At 61.1% G+C, this 20,644-nt stretch carries 13 protein-coding genes and 1 pseudogene; all 14 read left to right on the top strand.

Annotation, left to right across the window (positions count from 1 at the left end; all coding sequences use genetic code 11):
- On the top strand, positions 1-231 hold a 231-nt coding region (locus F791_RS0112895), incomplete at its 5' end, for an IS3 family transposase (RefSeq protein ID WP_019592425.1).
- 18 nt (positions 232-249) lie between these two features.
- Positions 250-1,035: an HNH endonuclease gene (locus F791_RS0112890; protein WP_026333042.1), complete on the top strand. Its 786-nt coding sequence runs from the start codon at positions 250-252 to the stop codon at positions 1,033-1,035.
- A gap of 177 nt (positions 1,036-1,212) precedes the next feature.
- Positions 1,213-3,192, top strand: coding sequence for a class I SAM-dependent DNA methyltransferase (locus F791_RS0112885; RefSeq protein ID WP_019592740.1), 1,980 nt, complete (start codon positions 1,213-1,215; stop codon positions 3,190-3,192).
- Positions 3,189-4,607 (top strand): restriction endonuclease subunit S, encoded by a 1,419-nt coding sequence (locus F791_RS0112880; protein ID WP_231362278.1) that lies wholly within the window; start codon positions 3,189-3,191, stop codon positions 4,605-4,607. The genes F791_RS0112885 and F791_RS0112880 overlap by 4 nt, the downstream gene beginning before the upstream one ends.
- Positions 4,604-5,554: a GIY-YIG nuclease family protein gene (locus F791_RS0112875; RefSeq protein ID WP_018139199.1), complete on the top strand. Its 951-nt coding sequence runs from the start codon at positions 4,604-4,606 to the stop codon at positions 5,552-5,554. The genes F791_RS0112880 and F791_RS0112875 overlap by 4 nt, the downstream gene beginning before the upstream one ends.
- A gap of 168 nt (positions 5,555-5,722) precedes the next feature.
- Positions 5,723-9,265, top strand: a complete 3,543-nt coding sequence (locus tag F791_RS0112870) for an AAA domain-containing protein (protein ID WP_019592739.1) — start codon at positions 5,723-5,725, stop codon at positions 9,263-9,265.
- A gap of 472 nt (positions 9,266-9,737) precedes the next feature.
- Positions 9,738-10,001, top strand: coding sequence for a BrnT family toxin (locus F791_RS13620; protein ID WP_081622328.1), 264 nt, complete (start codon positions 9,738-9,740; stop codon positions 9,999-10,001).
- Positions 9,991-10,260 (top strand): type II toxin-antitoxin system BrnA family antitoxin, encoded by a 270-nt coding sequence (brnA, locus tag F791_RS0112865; RefSeq protein WP_019592738.1) that lies wholly within the window; start codon positions 9,991-9,993, stop codon positions 10,258-10,260. Before F791_RS13620 ends, brnA begins: the two co-directional genes overlap by 11 nt.
- A gap of 147 nt (positions 10,261-10,407) precedes the next feature.
- Positions 10,408-13,602, top strand: coding sequence for a type I restriction endonuclease subunit R (locus F791_RS0112860; RefSeq protein ID WP_019592737.1), 3,195 nt, complete (start codon positions 10,408-10,410; stop codon positions 13,600-13,602).
- Between the two features lie 236 nt (positions 13,603-13,838).
- A complete protein-coding gene (locus tag F791_RS0112855) occupies positions 13,839-14,750 on the top strand; it encodes a hypothetical protein (protein WP_019592736.1) in 912 nt (303 codons plus the stop codon).
- Between the two features lie 62 nt (positions 14,751-14,812).
- A complete protein-coding gene (locus F791_RS13720) occupies positions 14,813-15,568 on the top strand; it encodes a hypothetical protein (RefSeq protein ID WP_156000541.1) in 756 nt (251 codons plus the stop codon).
- Positions 15,569-15,780: 212 nt separating this feature from the next.
- Positions 15,781-17,013 carry a DUF6361 family protein gene (locus tag F791_RS0112850; protein ID WP_026333041.1) on the top strand — a complete coding sequence of 411 codons (1,233 nt, stop codon included), beginning with the start codon at positions 15,781-15,783 and terminating at the stop codon, positions 17,011-17,013.
- The gene (locus tag F791_RS0112845) at positions 17,013-18,815 is read left to right on the top strand and encodes a phospholipase D family protein (protein ID WP_019592734.1); all 1,803 of its coding nucleotides are present in this window, start codon (positions 17,013-17,015) and stop codon (positions 18,813-18,815) included. The genes F791_RS0112850 and F791_RS0112845 overlap by 1 nt, the downstream gene beginning before the upstream one ends.
- Positions 18,802-20,644 (top strand): annotated as a pseudogene (locus tag F791_RS0112840) (hypothetical protein); the annotation flags it as partial. The gene F791_RS0112845 and the pseudogene F791_RS0112840, both read left to right, overlap by 14 nt.

The raw sequence follows: 20,644 nt of genomic DNA, 5'->3' as shown, positions 1-20,644 counted from the left end.
AACTGCTGGGACAATGCGGTGGCCGAACGCTTCTTCCTAAACCTGAAGATGGAGCGCGTCTGGCGACGGGACTATGCCAATCACGGCGAGGCCACCCGGGACATCACCGACTACATCGTCGGCTTCTACAACGAGCGCCGAAGGCACTCGACCCTGGGCTACCTGTCGCCCAACGCCTACGAGCGAAAATGGACAGCCGAAACACCGATCGAGGTGTCCGAAATCACTTGACCACTACAGAGTGACTGGATGAAGACGATTCTTTTTGCCTGGAACCCAAGAAAGTGGGTTTGGGATGAGCTTCCCCGGGCGGTTGTTCGGGCGAACCAGGAAGGTTCTTACAGAGATGAATGGAGCTGTGGAGTAACCAAGAACGTTCAGCCTGGAGACCGCGCGTTTCTGATTCGGCTGGGTGAGCCACCCAAGGGTTTGATCGGCTCGGGTATCGTGCTGTCGAGTCCGCGCGAAAGGCATCATTGGGATGCAGAGCGGCGTGCGAAAGGCGATACCGCCAACGTTGTGGAGATCGAGTTTGATGTTCTGAGTGAACAGCCTGTGGTGGACGAGGCTGAACTCCGCTCAAAACCGCTTGATGCTCAGGACTGGTTTCCCCAGGCCTCCGGCGTGACGATAGCGAGCGACGTGGCTGAGGTGCTGGAAGCTCGCTGGGCAGAGCGCGCGCAGCGCCCTGCATATTCGGCATCGATGGGCGTGGTGGAAGGGAAGAGGCTATTGACCGTGGCGACGCGGTACGAGCGTAACCCAGAAGCGCGGCGGAAATGTCTGGAGCACTATGGGCTGACTTGCCAGGCCTGTGGGATGTCCTTCGAAGAGCGATATGGGCCCATCGCAAAGGACCTAATTGAGGTTCACCACAACGTTCGCCTGTCCGACATCGGGAAGGAATATACCGTCGATCCTGTCCATGACCTCATTCCGCTGTGCCCTAACTGTCACGCGGTGGTGCATAGGCAAGTACCGCCGCTTGCCGTGGACGAACTGAAGAAGCTCATCAAGGCGCGGATGGGTGCGTAGCCTGACGGGCGCTCTTGGGCCTGCGGCCGCAATTGTTACCGTCACATAGCAGGGTTGTGGGTGGCCGATAAGGCGGCTGTCGTTCCTCTGTTCGCCGCGTGCCTTCGTTTGCTGCAACAATGTCCCCATCACTGGGGCTTGGTGCCCGGCATGGAAGAACGAACAGGGGAGCAGGGCTTGAACACGGAGAATCATTCAGAGACCGCCGCGTGGATCTGGTCGGTGGCGGATCTGCTGCGCGGTGACTTCAAGCAGTCGCAGTACGGGCGGGTGATCCTGCCGTTCACGCTGCTGCGACGGCTGGAATGCGTGCTGGAGCCGACCAAGGATGGCGTGCTGGCTGCTGCCAAGGAGCACGAGAACAAGTCGGAGACGGTCCGCGAGCAGTTTCTGCTGCGCGAGGCGGATCAGCCGTTTTTCAACACCTCGCCGCTGTCGCTCGCGAGTCTGTCGGACACGCAGACGGCCGAGGACCTGATGAGCTACATCGAGTCCTTCAGCAAGGACGCCCGCGAGATCTTCGACCACTTCCACTTCGAGGACTACGTCGAGCAGCTCGCCAGCAACAACCTGCTGTACCAGGTGGTGCAACGCTTCTCCGCCATCGACCTGCGCCCGGCTCGGATCTCCAACTTCGGTATGGGGCTGGTGTTCGAGGAGCTGATCCGCAAGTTCGCGGAGAGCTCCAACGAGACCGCCGGGGAGCACTTCACCCCGCGTGACGTGGTTCACCTGACCACCTCGCTGGTGCTCACCGGGCAGGACCACAAGCTCCAGCCGCACGGCATCGTCACCGTCTACGACCCGACCTGCGGAACCGGCGGCTTCCTGTCCGAGAGCGAGGAGTATATCCAGCAGATCAGCCAGGATGTCAGCGTGTCCCTGCACGGGCAGGAGCTGAACCCCGAGTCCTACGCCATCTGCAAGGCGGACATGCTCATCAAGGGCCAGGACGTCGAGAACATCAAGCTCGGCAACACCCTGTCGGACGACCAGCACGCGGACGAGCACTTCGACTACATGCTCGCCAATCCGCCGTTCGGCGTGGAGTGGAAGAAGGTCCAGAAGCAGGTGGTGGACGAGCACCAGCACAACGGCTTCAACGGCCGCTTCGGCCCCGGCCTGCCGCGCGTGTCCGACGGTTCGCTGCTGTTCCTGCTGCACCTGGTCAGCAAGATGCGGGACCCGCGCGAGGGTGGCTCGCGCATCGGCATCATCCTCAACGGCTCTCCGCTGTTCACCGGCGGGGCCGGTAGTGGCGAGTCCGAGATCCGCCGCTACCTGCTGCAGCACGACATGGTGGAGGCCATCATCGGTCTGCCCACCGACATGTTCTACAACACCGGCATCGCCACCTACATCTGGGTGCTGAACAACAACAAGCCGGCCGAGCGCCGCGGCCGCGTACAGCTCATCGACGCCACCGAGCGCTACGCCAAGATGCGCAAGTCGCTCGGCTCCAAACGCCAGTTCATCGACGACGCCAATATCGATGCCATCGTGCGCAGCTACGGCGCCTTCGAAGAGAGCGACAAGAGCAAGATCTTCCCGAACGAGGCCTTCGGCTACCGCCGCATTACGGTCGAACGACCGCTGCGCCTGAATTTTCAGGCCAGCCCCGAGCGCATCGAACGCATGCTGGCCGAAAAGCCGATCCAGAAGCTGGACGAGACCACCCGCCTGGGCGTGCAGGCCGCCTGCGAGCGCCTGGACGCCGAGCGCGTATACACCAACCGCGAGGCCTTCCTGCAAGACCTGAAGGCCCAGTTGAAGGCGCTGGACGTGAAGCTGCCCGCCACCGCGCTGAAGGCCGTGTGGAACGGCCTGAGCGAACGCGACCCGGAAGCCGACATCTGCACCGACAGGAAGGGCCACCCGGAACCGGACAGCGACCTGCGCGACACCGAGAACGTCCCGCTGGGAGAGCACGTGTTCGAGTACTTCGAACGCGAGGTGAAACCGCACGTCCCCGACGCCTGGATCGACCAGGACAAGCGCGACGAGCAGGACGGCGAAATCGGCATCGTCGGCTTCGAGATCCCCTTCAACCGCCACTTCTACGTGTTCCAGCCCCCGCGGCCGCTGGAAGAGATCGATGCCGACCTGAAGGCCGTCACCACCCGCATCAAGCAGATGATCGAGGAGCTGTCGGCGTGAGTTTCCCGAAGTATCCCGAGTACAAGGACTCCGGCGTCGAATGGCTGGGCGAGGTGCCGGCGCATTGGGCCCTTTCAAGAGTAAAATATGATTCTCACGTAAAAGCCCGTATTGGCTGGCATGGGCTTACCAGTGATGAATTTACAGAAGTGGGTCCGTATCTTGTGACAGGGAGTGACTTCAAAGGGAAGTCTGTTTGTTGGTCGGAATGTTATCATTGCACTGAGGAGCGGTACGCCCAAGACCCTCATATCCAGCTGAAAGAAGGCGATCTTCTAATAACCAAAGATGGAACTATTGGTAAGTTGATTCTGGTTGAAGGGCTTCCTGGTAAGGCCACCCTAAATAGTGGTATTTTTGTTGTTCGCCCGCTGAAAGAAAAATACTCGACTCGATTCTATTATTGGTTGCTACAGTCTCGTGTTTTTAAGGACTATATCGGCATACACAGAACTGGTAGCACGATCCTTCACTTGTATCAGGAGACATTCGAGAATCTTGCCTATGCGCTGCCGCCGGTTACTGAGCAGACGCGTATAGTTGCCTTCCTTGATAACGAGACTGGGAAGATCGATACGCTGATCGAGGAACAGCGGCGACTGGTCGAGCTGCTGAAGGAGAAGCGGCAGGCGGTGATCTCCCACGCCGTCACCAAGGGCCTTGACCCCAACGTGCCCATGAAGGACTCCGGCGTCGACTGGCTGGGCGAGGTGCCCGCGCATTGGGAGATTCGGAAGCTGTCTACCGTTACGGAAAAGATTACGAATGGATATGTTGGGCCGACGCGGGATATTTTCGTCAGTGAAGGGGTTCCCTATCTTCAGTCCCTTCATATCAAGAATAATCAGATCGTTTTTTCACCCAAGTATTTCGTGTCTGAAGAGTGGAGTCGCCTTCACCATAAATCGATATTGCGGGCAGGGGATGTCCTGATTGTGCAGACTGGTGATATTGGCCAGGTGGCGGTGGTCACTAAGGAGTTTACAGGTTCGAACTGCCACGCATTGATCGTCGTGTCACCAGTTTCCGAGTTTTTATATGGGGTATGGCTATCTTGGGTATTGAACTCGGATTATGGCTATAACTCCCTGCTTTCTATAAAGACAGGAGCTCTACATCCTCACCTTAATTGCGGGTACGTGAAAGATGTTTATGTACCTCTTCCGCCACTTGGGGAGCAATATGATTTGGTCGGTCATATAGAACGTGAGTTAGAGAGTTTTTCGGGCCTAATATCTGAAGCAGAAAAGGCCAAGTATTTGCTTCAGGAAAGGCGATCAGCCCTGATCTCCGCCGCCGTCACCGGCAAGATCGATGTCCGCGGCTGGTCGGCCGGGGCCGAGACGAAAGAGCCGGAACTGGCGATGGTCGCCGAGGAGTCAGCGGGGTATTCGGCGCGAGGCGGTGCGGCATGAGCCAGGGCCGCAGCATCCGCCTGTTCCTGGTGGACGGTACGCCGCACGGGCTGCTGACGGCGGAGATCATGAACTGGACCGGGCATGTGCTTACCGGGCCGCGCGGCAAGCTGAGCGAGCTGGTGCAGCGTCCGGAGTGCGGCCGCACCGGCGTGTACTTTCTGGTCGGGCCGGATGCGGAAAACAGCGCGCGCCCGCAGGTGTACATCGGCGAATCGGATGATGTCGGCAAGCGACTCAAGCAGCACAACCGCACCGAGGAACAGGGCGGCAAGGACTTCTGGGAGAAGGTCTGCCTGATCACCAGCAAGGACCAGAACCTGACCAAGGCCCATGTGAAGTACCTGGAGAGCCTGCTGATCCAGCAGGCCCAGCGCGTGGGCCGCTGCACTCTGGTCAACGGGACCCGCCACGACTACATCGGCCTGCCCGAGGCCGACCAGGCCGACATGGCCTTCTTCCTGGAACAGATCCGTACCGTGCTCCCTGTACTCGGCTTCGAGTTCCTGCGCGATGCGAGCCGGCCGCCTTCCCACGAATTGAAGGATGGCGCAGCGACAAGTGCCGCGGATGTTTCGGAATCCCCCCGGTTCCGCCTGTCCCTGCCCAAGCACGGCATAACCGCATTCGGGCAGGAGGCGGAGGGTGAGTTCTTTGTGCTGGAAGGCTCAATTGCGCGGTCGGAGTGGGTGGGCCCCGCCCACGGCTATCAACGCCTGCATCAGCAGCTCTGTGAGGAAGGCGTGGTCGTGGGAGGCGAGGATGGACTGCTGCGGTTTACCCGCGACTACGCCTTTTCCAGCCCAAGTGCCGCTGCGGCTATGGTGAGTGGACGAACAGCCAATGGCCGCGCTGAATGGAAGCGGGAGGACACCGGCCAGTCCTACGGGGAGTGGCAGGACCAGTTGGTTAGCGAAGTGGCCGGAGCCGACGGGGACGAGCCTTAACAACAGAGAGCATCATGGCAGGCAGAGGAAGCATTTCTTCTTCGTGCCAGCGCGGAATCTGGATGGGTGGCGGGGCCGACCGGGACCAAATGGTCAAAGTCGGGCCAGACCTCAGGGAGAAAGAAGTATTCTTCTCCGCGACGACACCACAAGACCACTGACCCCTGTATGAATCGACCGTACCTCCAGAAGCGCTTCCGAGAACTGGAAGCATTGTTTCGCACACAGGCTTGCGATCCCAATGTCTTGCGCGCATTGCTGGCTGAGCTTGATCACCGCCGGACGCCAAAGGCGAGGGGGCTGCGCGAGCGCGTGGAGGCCGCGCTGCGCGATGTGTCCAAAGACTTCGAGTTGGTATCTCCTACCGCTCAGGACTTCGAGTCCCGTCAAGATACTCGGCCGGAGCCATCTAGAAAGGCAACGGCCCCGGCCGTTCCTGACCCGAGTGAGGTGCTACCCAACGAGTTCCGCAGGGTTGCTGCCCGTGGATGCACAGGCCGCCCAGCCAAGTACGTACCAAAGCTGAAGACGGACCTTAAGCTCGCCGAAGCAGAGGCATCGCGCGCGGCGCGCTATGTAGATGGGCTCGAACTGCTGGTCGAGGAGATACGGCGCAAGGGGTACGGCGAGCTCCGGATAGAACTAGAGAACGGCCTGCGAAAGCCCTTGGACGGCAGCAAATGCGGCTATCTGTTCGACTTCAGTGAGGAAGCCAACCTGTTCGAGGGTGCGGAGGTCCAGGTGGTCGTCGGCGGTCGTATGGCCCCCGGGCAGGTCGTCTCATTGTTGCCGAACAAATTGCTGCTGGCCCTCGATGAGGATTTTGGCGAGCACTTGAACCACTGTTTGCTCAAGACGGACAGCGCTGCGCTACTGGTCTCCCTGAAGGATCGCCTGTCGCAGGCTGAAAAACGGGAGCTGACGGGGTTCAACACATCGTTGGCCGAGAACGTGCTGGAAGGGGCGCCGCGAATCTTGGAGCGTGTGCCCTTGCCTCGGGTGGCGGATAATTACGGGCTCAACACTAAGCAGGTGCAGGGCGTCGAACGAGGCCTGGGTAGCGAGGCACTCTATCTCTGGGGGCCACCGGGGACAGGCAAGACGCAGACGCTCGCGGCGCTAGTGCACTCCTTGTACGCGCAGGGGAAGCGGGTCCTGGTCTGTTCGAACACCAATCAGGCCGTGGACCAACTGCTGCTCAAACTCGCTCGAGTACTTCAGGCTCATGATCCTCAGGTTCTCGATACGGGTCATGTGGTTCGTGTGGGCCGAATTAGTCACAACGAGCTTCAGGGCGAGTTCAGCGCGTACGTTGGTCTTGAGGGCATCGTCGAGCGCAAGTCAGAGTCTCTGCGTGAACGTAAGGCCGAGGTGGAGCGCCAGCTTGCTTGCCTTGCACAGACTGTGGAGGGCGCGCAGGGCCTGCTGGAAGTGTTCAAGCGGTTGGACCAGTACCAACGCAGCCTGGAAAAAATTCGGCAGTCGGAGGCAGAGGCACGCAAGCGCGAGACGGACAGTCTCGACGCGATTGAAAGGAAGGAAGCTACGCTGACGCAACTGCGTCAGGAGCTGGATGCACGTGCGGCCGCCGGCATGCTCCGCCGCATGCTTATGCGTAGTGAGCAGAATGTGCGGGAGGACATACAGAGAAATGAGCGTGCGCTTCGTGTGGCGCAAGATGAGGCGGCGACCGCAAAAGCGGATTGTGAACGGCTTGCTCGGAAGTTTTCTGATGCGCAGGGGGCTATTGCGCGCATGCAGGAACACTTGAGAGGCCAGGATCGCACCGCACTGGCGCGGCAGGTGGAGGAGTATGAGAAGCAGCGCCAGCCTTTTAGCGAAGAACTGGCCGACCTGAATCGTCAGATCGACGATGTTCAGCGTACTGCTCTTGAGCAGGCGCGCGTCATCGGGGCCACTGTGACCAAGAGCTATCTTAGCCCTTCTCTGTTTTCCGGCTTCGACGCGGTTGTTATCGACGAAGCATCCATGATTCTGCCACCGGCAGTGTTCTACGCTTCGGGCCTTGCTAAAGAGAAAGTTGTGGTTGCGGGCGACTTCGCCCAGTTGCCACCGATTGTGCAGACGGAGCAGCAGGCATTGGCGGATTTGTTTGCAACTACCGTGTTTGCGACGGCAGGTATCGAGAAACAGTGCGCGGATGGGGCCCTTGATGAGCGTGTTGTCATGCTGGATGAGCAGTACCGTATGGATCCAGCTATCTGTGGACTCATCTCTGGACTGTTCTACCGCGGTCAACTCCGGACAGGAGACAGAGAGAAGAAGGAAAAGGCGCCGCCTGATCCTTTCGCGGGACCACTGACGGTCATCGATACATCGAGGATCTGGCCATTCGCAGCACGCGACCGCGTAAAGTCCAGATTCAACATGATGCATGCTCTGGCCGCGCGTAACCTTTGTCGCTATTTGAAGCGAGAGGGCTTCATCGAAGGCACGACAGACCTTGGTATCTGTACGCCGTACGCTGCTCAGGCGAAGCTGTTCCGGAAGATCCTCTCCGGCGAAGGCCTAGGGGACAGCATCGCGGCGGGTACGGTGCACCGCTACCAGGGTGACGAGAAGAACATGATGCTGCTCGATCTGGTCGACAGCGTCGGCGACCCCAATGCCGGAATTTTCCTCCAAGCGACGGCGATGGCCGATGCAGGTGCCAAGCTGTTCAATGTCGCGGTGAGCCGAGCCGAGAATCATTTGGTCGTGCTTGCGAACCTGACCTACCTTGATGAAAAACTTCCATGCGACGCGTATCTGCGTGAGATCCTGTACGAGATGCAGCGGAAGGGTCGTGTCATTGACGTGCAGGAGGTTCTCGACCTCTATCCGATTGAAGAGGATTTGCCATCGCGCACCCACATGTCGGCGGACTTGAACTTCCGTCACGGTGCTGTCAGCCAGCGCGAGTTTGAGGCTCTGGCTCAGGAAGACATGACTGAGGCAAAACAGTCGATCACGATCTTTTCTGGCTTTATTACGCCGAGGCGCGTTGCGAGTTACGGCGACCTTTTCCGCCGCAAACTCGCTGAAGGGGTGAAGATTCGCTGTGTTACCCGCCCGCCGCGGGACAACGGCTCGATCCCGGAAGAACATGGGCGTGAGGCCCTTCGAGCGCTGGAGGGTATTGGCGTAACGATCGATCTTAGGCGTTACATCCATCAAAAGTTGGTGTTGATCGATGATCAGATAGCTTGGATTGGTTCTCTGAACCCGTTATCCCATACCGCCCGCACTGAAGAGATCATGATGCGGATGGACAACCGTGAAGCGGTTCAGCAAATCATCGAGCTTGTAACGGTTACCCGTGCAAAGGAGGTTGAGGTACACCAGAAAGAGAATCCGGCCTGTGGTAGCTGTGGAGGATGGACGATCTATGCCATGGGGCGTTATGGGCCTTACTTCGCGTGTGAAAGTGAATGTGGTTGGACTCAAAGCTTCGACCGATCCAGCAGGGCCCCGAAGAAGGTTTCTGGGGGAAAAGGCGGTGAGCCAAAGCCAGCCGTGAACGGGCCCGCGTGTCCGAAGTGTGGCAAAACCACACGCCTCAGAGAGGGCCGATACGGACATTTTTATGGATGCGTCAAGTATCCCGAGTGCAACGGGACGGCACAAGTTAAGGGCAAGAAAACTACTGGACGGGTTAAGGCGAAAAAGTCTAGTGAACGGGGACGAAAGGTGAAACGGCGCGTTGTATAAGCGAAGCTTCGCGACGCGCTCGTCCGATACTCTCTTTCGCCGATCCTTGAGTCACCGAGACATGGGATAGCATCGGTACAGTGTCTACCATGGGGCGTCCCGGATGGTAACGGCACCCGCGCCCGCCACTTGATTGCAACGCGGGTGCCAGCCCCAGTGCTGGCGCGGGACCTGTAGTGCGAAGGGTGGCCAACGGCCGCATCGAGTGGAAACGTGAGGACACCGTCCAAAACCTACGGCGAATGGGCAGGAGCAGTTGGTCACCGAAGCCGCAGAAGGCACTCTAGAAGTTCTCTGATCCACCGCATGTGTTACCGGCGAGCGATCGATTTCGCACGCGGTTGGTCGGTTCCTGCTCCTGGCGGAACACGCGCATGTTCAGCCGACCGACTGCGCGGCACCCGCTGGCGGTTGGCGGTGTCGCGCCTAAACCGTTCCTTCCGAATGAGCGGAAAAGGTATAATTACCACTCATAGCTGAGTTTCAGTTCGACCAGGCCAAAAGCAGGGCCAATCTGGAAAAGCACGGTATCGATTTCGAGACCGCCCAGGCGCAGTGGGAAGACCCGAACCTGCTGGAGATCCGGGCAAGGTCCGAGGGCGAGCCGCGATTCCTGCTGATCGGGAAGATTGCTGGAAGACACTGGTCGGCTGTCGTCACCTACAGGGAAGGCCGTACTCGCCTGATCTCCGTCAGGCGCTCCCGCAGGAAGGAGGTGGAGCTCTATGAAAGCTAAAGACTTCGACAAGAAATTCGACGAAGGGCAGGAAGATATCGTTGGCGATCTCGACCTCTCGTCGGCGCGCCGCGTCAATCAGGAACAGAAGCGCATCAACGTCGACTTTCCCGCCTGGGTGGTGGAGTCGCTGGACCGCGAGGCGGCGCGCATCGGCGTGACCCGTCAGTCCATCATCAAGGTGTGGCTGGTCGAGCGCCTCCAGGAAGAAGCCGCCAGGAACCCGCTGAAGGGTGACGCCGCAGGCGGTTCGCATTAGCCAGGCGCCGGGCGCGTTTTGGAACCGCATTACCGTTCTCCATAAGGAATCTGGGGCGGGCCACGGGAATGGCGGTTTGCCGTTGCGCGCATAACCCTGCAAATTGGGAGCCATCGGAGGCCGTAACCACCAGGAAGGGAAGCATTGATGGCGGATAGCAGGGAAGCCCAGTTTCAGCAGGACATCATCGAAGCGATGACCGCCGATGGCTGGCTGACCGGTCCGGCCAGCGGGTATGACGCCGCCAACGCCCTGTACACCGAGGATCTGGTCGCCTACCTGCAGGAGGCCTGGCCGGAGCGCTGGGAGAAGTTCGCCGCGAAGAACTCGCAGGACCCGCAGAAGGCCCTGGTGCGTGTGGTCACCCGAGAGCTGGAGCGCGATGGCACGCTGGAGGTGTTGCGCCACGGGGTGAAGACCCCGGGGGTAAAGCTGGAGCTGTGTAGCTTCAAGCCCGACCACGAGATGAACCCCGAGTCCCTGGCGCGCTACCGCGCCAACCGCCTGCGGGTGGTGGCGGAGGTCTCGTACTCGCCGCACGCGCGCAGCGGCGAGTACAACCCGCGGCTGGATCTGGTGCTGTTCGTCAACGGCATCCCCACCGCCACGCTGGAGCTCAAGAGCGAGTTCAAGCAGTCGGTGGAGAACGCCAAGCGCCAGTACCGGCGCGACCGGCCGCTGAAGGACCCGGTCACCCGCAAGCCCGAGCCGCTTTTGACCTTCAAGCGCGGGGCGCTGGTGCACTTTGCGGTCAGCCAGGACCAGGTGGCGATGACCACGCGCCTGAACGGCAAGGACACCTTCTTCCTGCCCTTCAACCAGGGCACCGAGGAGGGCGGCGCCGGCAACCCTGCACCCCCGGACCCGGACAGCTACGCCACCGGCTACCTGTGGCAGCGCGTGTTCCAGCCGGATGCCTGGCTCCGGATCATCGGCCGCTTCCTGCACCTGGAGCAGAAGACCGAGGAGGACTTCCACGGCAAGCGGCGCAAGAAGGAGTCGCTGATCTTCCCGCGCTTCCACCAGTGGGACGTGGTGAACCGCCTGATCGAAGCCACGCGTGAGGAAGGCGCCGGGCAGCGCTACCTGATCCAGCACAGCGCCGGCTCCGGCAAGTCCAACTCCATCGCCTGGATCGCGCACCAGCTCGCCGCGCTGTACGACGAGGCGGGCGGCAAGCTGTTCAACTCCGTGGTGGTGGTCACCGACCGCACGGTGCTGGACGACCAGCTCCAGGACACCATCTACCAGTTCGATCATGCCCACGGCGTGGTCCGGCCGATCACCCGTGACGTCGGCAGCCAGAGCAAGTCGGAGCAACTGGCCGAGGCGCTGGCCGAGCAGACCCGCATCATCATCGTGACCATCCAGACCTTCCCGGCGCTGTTCGATGCGCTGGACAAGCGCCCGGACCTGGCCGCCGGGCGCTACGCGGTGATCGCCGACGAGGCGCATTCCTCGCAGACCGGGTCGTCCGCCACCAAGCTGAAGGCGATTCTTGGAACGGACAAGCCGGAGGACGAGGAGATCAGCGCCGAGGAGCTGCTGGACGCGGCCGTGGCCGCGCGCAAGCCGGCCGAGCGGATCAGCTACTACGCCTTCACCGCCACCCCCAAGGCGAAGACCCTGGAGCTGTTCGGCCGCCCGCCGGACCCGGAGCTGCCGCCGTCGGCGGATAACAAGCCCGAGCCCTTCCACCTGTACTCCATGCGCCAGGCCATCGAGGAAGGCTTCATCCTCGACGTGCTGAAGAACTACACCACGTACTCCACCGCCTGGAAGCTGGCGCACCCGCACGCCGACGAGCAGGAGGTGGAGTCGCGCAAGGCCTCGACGAAGATCGCCCGCTGGGTGCGTCTGCACCCCTACAACATCTCGCAGAGGGTGGAGGTGATCGTCGAGCACTTCCGCGCCAACGTGCGCCACCTGCTGGATGGCCAGGCCAAGGCCATGGTGGTGACCGGCAGCCGCCAGGAGGCCGTGCGCTACGCGCTGGCCATGCGCGCGTACATCCAGGGCAAGGGCTACACCGACGTGCACGCGCTGGTCGCCTTCTCCGGCTCCGTCCTGCCCGACGAGGTGATTCCCGAGGAGGTGACCGAGACCAGCACGCTGCTGAACCCGGGGCTGAAGGGCCGCGACCTGGCCGAGGCGTTCAGGACCGACGAATACAACGTGATGATCGTCGCCAACAAGTTCCAGACCGGGTTCGACCAGCCCAAGCTCTGCGCCATGTACGTGGACAAGAAGCTGCAGGGCGTGGAGTGCGTGCAGACTCTGTCGCGCCTGAACCGCACCTTTCCGGGCAAGGAGGCGACCTTTGTCCTCGACTTCTTCAATGACGCCGAAGACATCCTCGAGGCCTTCCGCCCGTACTACAACAAGGCCGAGCTGGCCGACGTCTCCGACCACCAGATCGTCTACGACCTGCAAAAGAGCCTGGACGCCGCCGGGATCTACCACTGGGACGAGGTGGAGAACTTCGCCCGCTCCTTCTTTGATCCGAAGGCCGGCGCCAGCCAGCTCAGCTACTACTGTCAGCCCGCGAAGGAGCGCTACCACACCCGCTACAAGGCGGTGCTGGAGCAGATCCAGACCTGGAAGGCCGCCCATGCCGAAGCCGACCGCAACGGCGACAAGGCCGGCCTGCAGCGCGCCGAGCAGGAGCTGAAGGACGCCCACACCACCCGCGACGAGCTCGACCTGTTCCGCAAGAACCTGCAGAGCTTCGTGCGCAGCTACGAGTTCCTGTCACAGATCGTCGACTTCGAGGACCGCGAGCTGGAACAGCTCAACGTCTACGCTCGCGCGCTGCACCCGCTGCTGCGCATCGAAAACATCGAAGAAGACGCCATCGACGTCGACGAGCTGGAGTTGACGCACTACCGCCTGAACAAGCGCGCCGAACAGCGCCTGAGCCTCGAAGAGGAGGGTGCCGGCTACGACGGCCTCAAGCCCGTCTCCGACGTCGGTTCCGGCAAGCCCCACGACCCGGAAAAGAAACGCCTCTCTGAGATCATCGACCAGCTCAACGAACTGTTTGGCGCCGAGGTAAGCGACGCAGACAAGCTCCAGTTCGCCAACGGCATCGCCGACCGCATCCGCCGCGACGACGCCGTTATGGCCCAGGTCGAAAACCACAGCCCCGACCAGGTGATGCACGGCCTGTTCCCCAAACGCGTCACCGACACCGTCCTCGACGCGATGACCGACCACGAAAAGCTTTCTATGCAGGTCCTGGATGACCCGGAGCGCCAGCGAGACTTTGCGCTGCTGATTCTGCGCTTGCTGACGGGCGCGGCAGGGGAACAACGAACCGCGACCACCTGGCCCGGCCAATGAACAAGTGCTTCAGCGCATGGTGGCGCTCCTCGTCAACCGAAAAGCGAAAGCCACGACGCTGCGATGCCATCATTCGGTTTCGCCCGCCACCTCGCATGCCCGTGTTGCCAACCGAATCGGATCGAACTTCGCTAGCTGGATATCACGGCTATAGCGGTGCTATCCAGAATCTGCATAACGCCAATATCCCAGATTCTGTCTGATACACTGTTAGGTAACAGGAATGGATTAAAACATTGGATATTTACCTCGAAGAATACAATAACGCATTTGTCCTCTACTTCGGCACCGAAACAACTCGGATCAACGCGTACACGCTCGCAACGACCCTTGTCTCATTCGCCGATGCGGTGAAGTATGCCAATAACCAGATAAACCCTGGTTACGAGGTTGAGGTCGTCGTTGAATCGCTCGCGGATGGCAGCTTCAAAGCTCAGATAGGTGCGCTATACAAGGGCGCAGGAAATCTTTTCTCCAAAGAGAACGCAAAGGCGATCGCCCTATCGGTAGTGGCTGCATATATATACCAGAACACACTCGCCCCAGAAGACAATGTCAAAGTAATCGTGAACGATGATCAAGTCGTCATCGAAGAAGGCGACAGACGTGTCGTGGTACCGCGCGAGGTTCACGACGCGATGAAGGAACTCGAGGAAAAGCATCAGTTTCGGTCCAATGTTGGTCGTGGGTTCCGTGCTATCGCCGAGGATCCGGCTATTGACGGCTTTGGCATAACCGGCCGGATTGATGACTCGACGCCGGAATTGCAGATTCCAAAAGAACGGGTACGAGCCGCCGCGGAAGATGCCTCAGAAACTGAAGTGTCGAGCCGTGAGATCGAAGAGATTGTGGAGCTTCAGATTGTGCGCGCGATTCTGGAGCGCGGGAAGCGTCGTTGGGAGTTTGTCTGGAGAGGTGTGAAGATCGCAGCACCGGTTTTAGATGAACGATTCTATGACGATTTCGCCGCACACAAAATCATGATCGCACCGGGAGATATGCTGAGAGCGAAAATGCGCATTCAGCAAGAAAAGGATCTGGATACCGGAATCTTTCTCAACAAGAGGTATGAGGTATTGGAAATACATAAACATATTCCGAAAATGCAACAACGGTCGGTGGATTTTGGGGTAAACCAACCTAACTAATCGCTCAAGCGACGCGAGTAAGGCTCGCGCGCCTTAGCGTGCCGTTAGCCCGAGATAGTTTGATGCTCGATACGGCCATTAATCATTTCTCAGACGATCTCTCCCGTGCTAGGTCTCTCCTGACACACGCGGGCACAGTAGCTGCGGGCGACGTTCGGGATGACATACTTCGGGCGACTTGGATGATGTGTGTTGGGGCTTGTGACGCATACTTTTCCGACGCCTATGCGGATCTGGTTTCGCGAGCAATCCGTGCAAAGGAACAAGAGCCAAAGATCCAGATTCCAGATCGGTTCAATAACCTGAAGGTGCCAGTTACCGCAATTCTTCGCCAGGCGAACGGTGGTTGGAGGTGGCGAATGGCGGCTCGTGAAATGATTGAAGAGGAGAATGTTCTTTCCCTCGTGAAAATCAGGCAGTTGTTTAATCACTTCTTCAGGAAGCCACACAAACTTTTGGTTGCTGATAATTTGGAGCAATGGATACTCCACTCAGAATCCAAGCAACGGCTGTTTGGGATATCGTCCACGAAATATAGAGCGCTGAATCCGTCGCAAAAAGGAAAGGCAAGAAAATCGGCTTTGGAAAAACTCGATGACAGATTCGAGCTGATATTTCAAAGGCGACACGATTGCATACACAATTGTGATCGACCAAAAGTGTCTCCACAGCCTATTTCGAATACTGCGGTAAAAAAGGTCGCAGAAGATGTTGAGTTTTTGGTGAACCGTTGTCATGAAGCATTGAGACAGGAGTTCCCTGTTTACCTTACAGGTCTGGGATTCTCAGCAGTCACTAGGAACCGCGTAGGTGCTTAAGCAGATAACAAGAGCGTCAACGCGTGCCGGCTTTTCCGCTGGGGGAAGGTATCGGGGCTGGACCTTGGTAAGTGACTGTAAAGGAAAGCATTAATGGGTTTGAGGCCGCTTCGATGGAGCTCAGAAGTGCGGTTTTGAGTCGGAAATGACTGTCTGGCGCTGTGGTTCGGGCCCGCATCTGGTGTAGCGGGCGGAGGTGAGAGGGGGAACGAATGCTCCAGTCGAGAATTGCCTGGCTTGATCACGATGCGGAGGCGCAGGAGCGGAGCATGCGCGTGCTGGCGATGTTCGGGGAGCGCGATACGCGCGATGAGCTGGGGCTTGGGGCGATTCGGGATAACCTGGCGGATCTGCTGTTTCCGGGCACGAGTACGATCCAGACGCGCTTGCGCTACATGCTGTTGGTGGGGTGGGTGTATCAGCAGGTCGAGTCGGAGTTGGGGCAGGGCGCGCTTGCGGCGGAGAAGGTGCCGGCGCGCGCGGCCGATCTGGAGTTTCGCATTGTGGATGTGCTGCGCGAGGCGGACGACCGGGTCGGTGTTTTCGGCATCGGATCCGGGCGGACGCTGCAGCGGTTGCCGAGCTCGGTGTACTGGGCGGGGCTGGCGTCGTGGGGCATTCGGGAGGTGCCGCTGTCGCAGGAGCGCTACCACCGCAGTGTGGCCGGGCTGGTGGAACGGCGGCGCGAGGGTGTGGCTCTGGCGGGCGAGGGTGAATCGGGCGACAGCGGTTCGGAATTTCGCACCTGGCATGCCGGTCTGCCGGAAGCGCCTGAGCGGTTCCCGGCAGATGTGACGCTGGCGTTGGGCCGTGCGGAGGGGGCTTTCATTCTGGACCGGGTGCGCGAGTGTCATCCGGCGAGCCTGTTGGCCCATCTGTTCGAGCGCTGTGCTCCAGCGGACGTGGAATACCCCTGGGAGCACCCGGACCGGGCGGGGTTCAGCGAGCGGCAGCAGGCGTTGCTCGATCAGGCGGAGAAACTTGCGGTGCTCGCGCAGGGGGCGTTCCTGCTCTACAACCTGGCGCTGTCCGAGCGGCGGGAACGCGAGGACTGGGTCGAGCACTACGAGCAGCGGATGGATGACTGGACCGAAGCGGCCCGTGCACTGCCGTTGGCGGAATGGAACCTGGAAGATCTGTTTACGCTGACGAAGAGGGGAACGCTGGGGGTGCAGCAGGGGGCGCGCGACTTCCTGCGCGACTGGCGCGAACGGGTATCGGCCTGTGGCAGCGATGGGACGCGGCTGCGGGCGGACGAGGCCGCGCGTGATCTGGTGCGTCGGCGTGAATCGCTGCTGAAGAAGGCGCGTTCGCGCTTCACCAACCCGCAGGCGCTGACACAATGGAGCGGCCAGTCGGGCGCTTCTCGCTACAACTATCGCTGGCCGACGGTGAGCCGGTTCCACCGTGACCTGTACGCGGCGTTGCAGGGGGAGGACGGGTAATGCTCGATCCGAATGGCCGCAGCCAGTATACGAGCCTGCTCACACCCCCGCCCGGATACTCGCTGGACCAGGCGCTGGGCACGACGTTCTCGCTGGATATTCCGACGCTGCTGACCATTCCCGTGCATCTCTCCCTGCTAGGGGCGGAGCGGCGGGATGACGGGATCGCGGTGTACGAGTCGGTTCGCCGCACGATGGATCGGGTCACGCTCTATCTCCAGCGCGGCCAGATGCGCGCGCCGACGGCTGGCAATCACCTGTTCGGGCTGCTGGAGCCGTGCATGGTCGAGATGGAGCCACCCGGGGACGGGGTGTTTCATCCCAAGGTCTGGGTGCTGCGCTTCCGGCCAGACGAGGGGGTGCGGGAACCGCCGCTGCTGCGGGTAGCGATTCTGTCGCGCAACGTGACCGACGATCGCTCCTGGGATCTCTCGCTGCAGCTCGATGGCGAGCTGGGCGAGGAAATGATTGAGGCGAACCGGCCACTGGCTCAGCTGCTGGAGGGCCTGCCGGGACTGGCCGCGCGCGAGGTCGATGCGGGCCGGCGGGCGCAGGCGCGGGAGCTGGCCCGCGATTTGATGGCTTGCAAATTCGCGTTGCCCCATGGCGCCGAGACCATCGAGTTCGCGGTTCCGGGCCTGCCTGGGATGCGCTGGGAACCCGAGAAGAGCGATCGCCTGGCGGTGATCTCGCCGTTTCTGAAGGATGCGGCGCTGGGCCGGCTGGCCGGGGCCAGTCGCGCGCCGGTGGCGCTGGTCTCGCGTCCGGAAGAGCTGGAGCAGGTTTCGGCGGATGTGTGCGGCGCCTTCGGTGGCTGTTACGTGCTGCACGAGGCGGCCGAGACCGAGGACAACGAGGGCGAGATCGACCACGACACCCACGGGCTGCACGCCAAGGCATGGATCAGCGAACGGGGTGCTCGCACGTCGATCACGCTGGGGTCGGCCAACGTGACGGATGCGGCGTTGCTGGCGCAGCACAACCTGGAGGTGATCGCGACGCTGAAAGGCCCTCGGCGCAAACTGGGTGGCATCGACGACCTGCTGGGCGAAAAGGGCCTGGGGGGCGTGTTGCAGCGCTGGGAACCCGGGGAGCGCGCCGCACCCGCGGATGCGGAACTCGTGCGGGCGCGCGAGCGACTGGAGCGGGCGCGAACCGAGCTTGCGCGTGGTGGGTTGCGGGTGGTTTGCGAGGCCGGCAGTTCGGAGGATATGTGGCGGTGGTGGCTGGTCGGGCAGGTGGAACTGCCGGAGTCGGTGAATTGCCGCGTGTGGCCGGTGAGCCGGTCACCCAATGATGCGGCAGCGCTTGGGGCGGGCGGCGCTGCAGGGAGAAGCGAGTTGCCGTATGGCGGCGTGGCCTACCTGACCGGGGTCATTGCCTTTGAGCTTACGGATCCGGCGGCGGACCACGCGCTGCGCTTTGCACTGAACCTGCCGATCGAGGGCTTGCCGGCAGAGGAGCGCGAAGCGGCCATTCTGCGTGCCGTGGTGGATAATCGCGACGGGTTCCTGCGGTATCTGATGCTGCTACTGGCGAATGACGATGCCGCTGCTGGCGCCTTTATCCCGATGGCGGGAAGTGGACACGGGCACTGGCAAAGGGTGGTGCTGGACGAACTGCCGCTTTTGGAAGAGATGACTCGGTGCTACAGCCGGGAGCCGGAGCGCCTGCGGGATATCGCCGAAATGATCGAGCGCTTGCAGGGACGCCTGGGCACCTCTGACCTGGTGCCGCCGGAATTTGAGGCGTTGTGGCGGACGTATCAGGAAGCGATGGAGCACCGTGATGGCCGGGATTGAGGGCTTCGATGCCGGGCCGGTACTGGATGGGCTCAAGCCCTTTCAGCGCCGCACTGTGGATTACGCATTCCAGCGGCTATTCGACCCGGCCGGCAGCGGGCGCTTTCTGGTGGCCGACGAGGTGGGGCTGGGCAAGACGCTGGTCGCTCGGGGGGTCATCGCGCGCAGCCTGGAGGCGCTGAGCGGACAGGGGGAGCGCGTCGACATCATCTACGTGTGCTCGAACGCGGCGATTGCGCAGCAGAACATCCGCCGGATGAATGTACTCGAGGACAGCCATTTTGAACGGGCCAGCCGCTTGACCCTGTTGCCCGAGACGGTTCATCAGCTCAACCGGAATCCGGTCAATTTCATCAGCCTGACCCCGGGGACCACCTTCAACCTTCGCTCCAGCACGGGGATCGCACGGGAGCGGGTGCTGCTGTTCCATCTGCTCGACGGGATGGAGGGTCTGAGCCCGATTGGTCTGAGCAAGGTGCTCCAGTGCAACGTGGGGGAACGCTGGCCGAAATTGCTGCAAGAGGGGTCGGAGGAGATCGAGGCCGACCTGGCCGCCGCGTTTCTGGAGGATATGCGCCAGCAGACGGAACTGCGCGGAGAGCTGCAGCGGATGTGCGAGGTCTTTGAACTACCAGAATCCGAGTGGCCGGCGGAGACGAATGCCGAGCGCAATGCCCTGGTGGGCCGGCTGCGCCGCAGGCTCGCGCGCGTCTGTCTGGATGCGCTGCGCCCATCGCTGGTGATCCTGGACGAGTTCCAGCGGTTTTCCGACCTGCTGAACGGGGAGACAGAAGAAGCCGAACTGGCCAATGACCTGTTCTCGCTGGAGGGTGCGCGGCTCTTGCTGCTGTCGGCGACTCCGTACCGGATGCTGAGCATGCACGGGGAGTCGGAGGAGGATCACCACCAGAACTTCCTGGATACGGTGGGGTTCCTGTACGGCGACGCGCACGAGGTGGACGGACTGCGTTGGGCACTGGAGACCTATCGCCGCGGCTGCCGGCAACTGGCAGAGGGCGATCACGAGGGCATTCATTTGGCGCGTGAGGGGCTTCAATCGCGGTTGCTACGGGTGATGTGCAGAACGGAGCGCGTGGGCCTGACGCGCCGGCGCGATGCCATGCTTTCCGGGGACGAGCACGTCATGGATCTGGCGCCCCTGGATCTCGAATATGCCCGGAACATCGATTCCACGGCGCATGCGGCGGGATTGCCGGATGTCATCGAGTACTGGAAGTCGGTGCCGTACATGCTCAGCTACATGCGCGGTTACCAGATGCGCCGGGAGCTGGATGCCATTACGACCAAACCACCAAAGAAGCTTCGGCGCGCGATCGCTCGCGGGAAGGGGCTCAGTACGATCGATGTGGATCGCATCGAGGCCCATGAACCCCTGCAGATCCCGCACGCCAGGATGCGCGGATTCATTGAAGAAACCGTGGGTGCTGGTCTGTGGGAGCTTCTCTGGCTTCCGCCGTCGTTGCCCTATACCCAACTGGCCGGCCCGTGGACACGGGCAAAGCAGGTCACCAAACAATTGGTTTTCTCAGCCTGGAATGCCGTGCCGGATGCGATTGCGACGCTGTGCTCATACGAGGCGCAGGCGAGGGCGTTTGCCCATGGCGGTGTTGACGTTGGGTACAGCAACACATCCAAGAGGGGCGGGAATCTCAGGTTCCAGACCGATGCGGACGGGCGCCTGACGGGAATGCCGGCCTTGGCCCGCATCATGCCGGCGCCTTGCCTGGCTCGCGAGGTGGATCCTTTGCGTCTGGCCATCACCCTTGGCAATGGTGAACCGCCGGCGCTCGACGTACTCCTCGCGGAGG

It is taken from the genome of Thioalkalivibrio sp. ALRh, assembly GCF_000381425.1.
GTDB lineage: Bacteria > Pseudomonadota > Gammaproteobacteria > Ectothiorhodospirales > Ectothiorhodospiraceae > Thioalkalivibrio.
The sequence above is the reverse complement of the archived record's forward strand: the minus strand, read 5'-3'. Positions and strand labels throughout refer to the sequence as shown.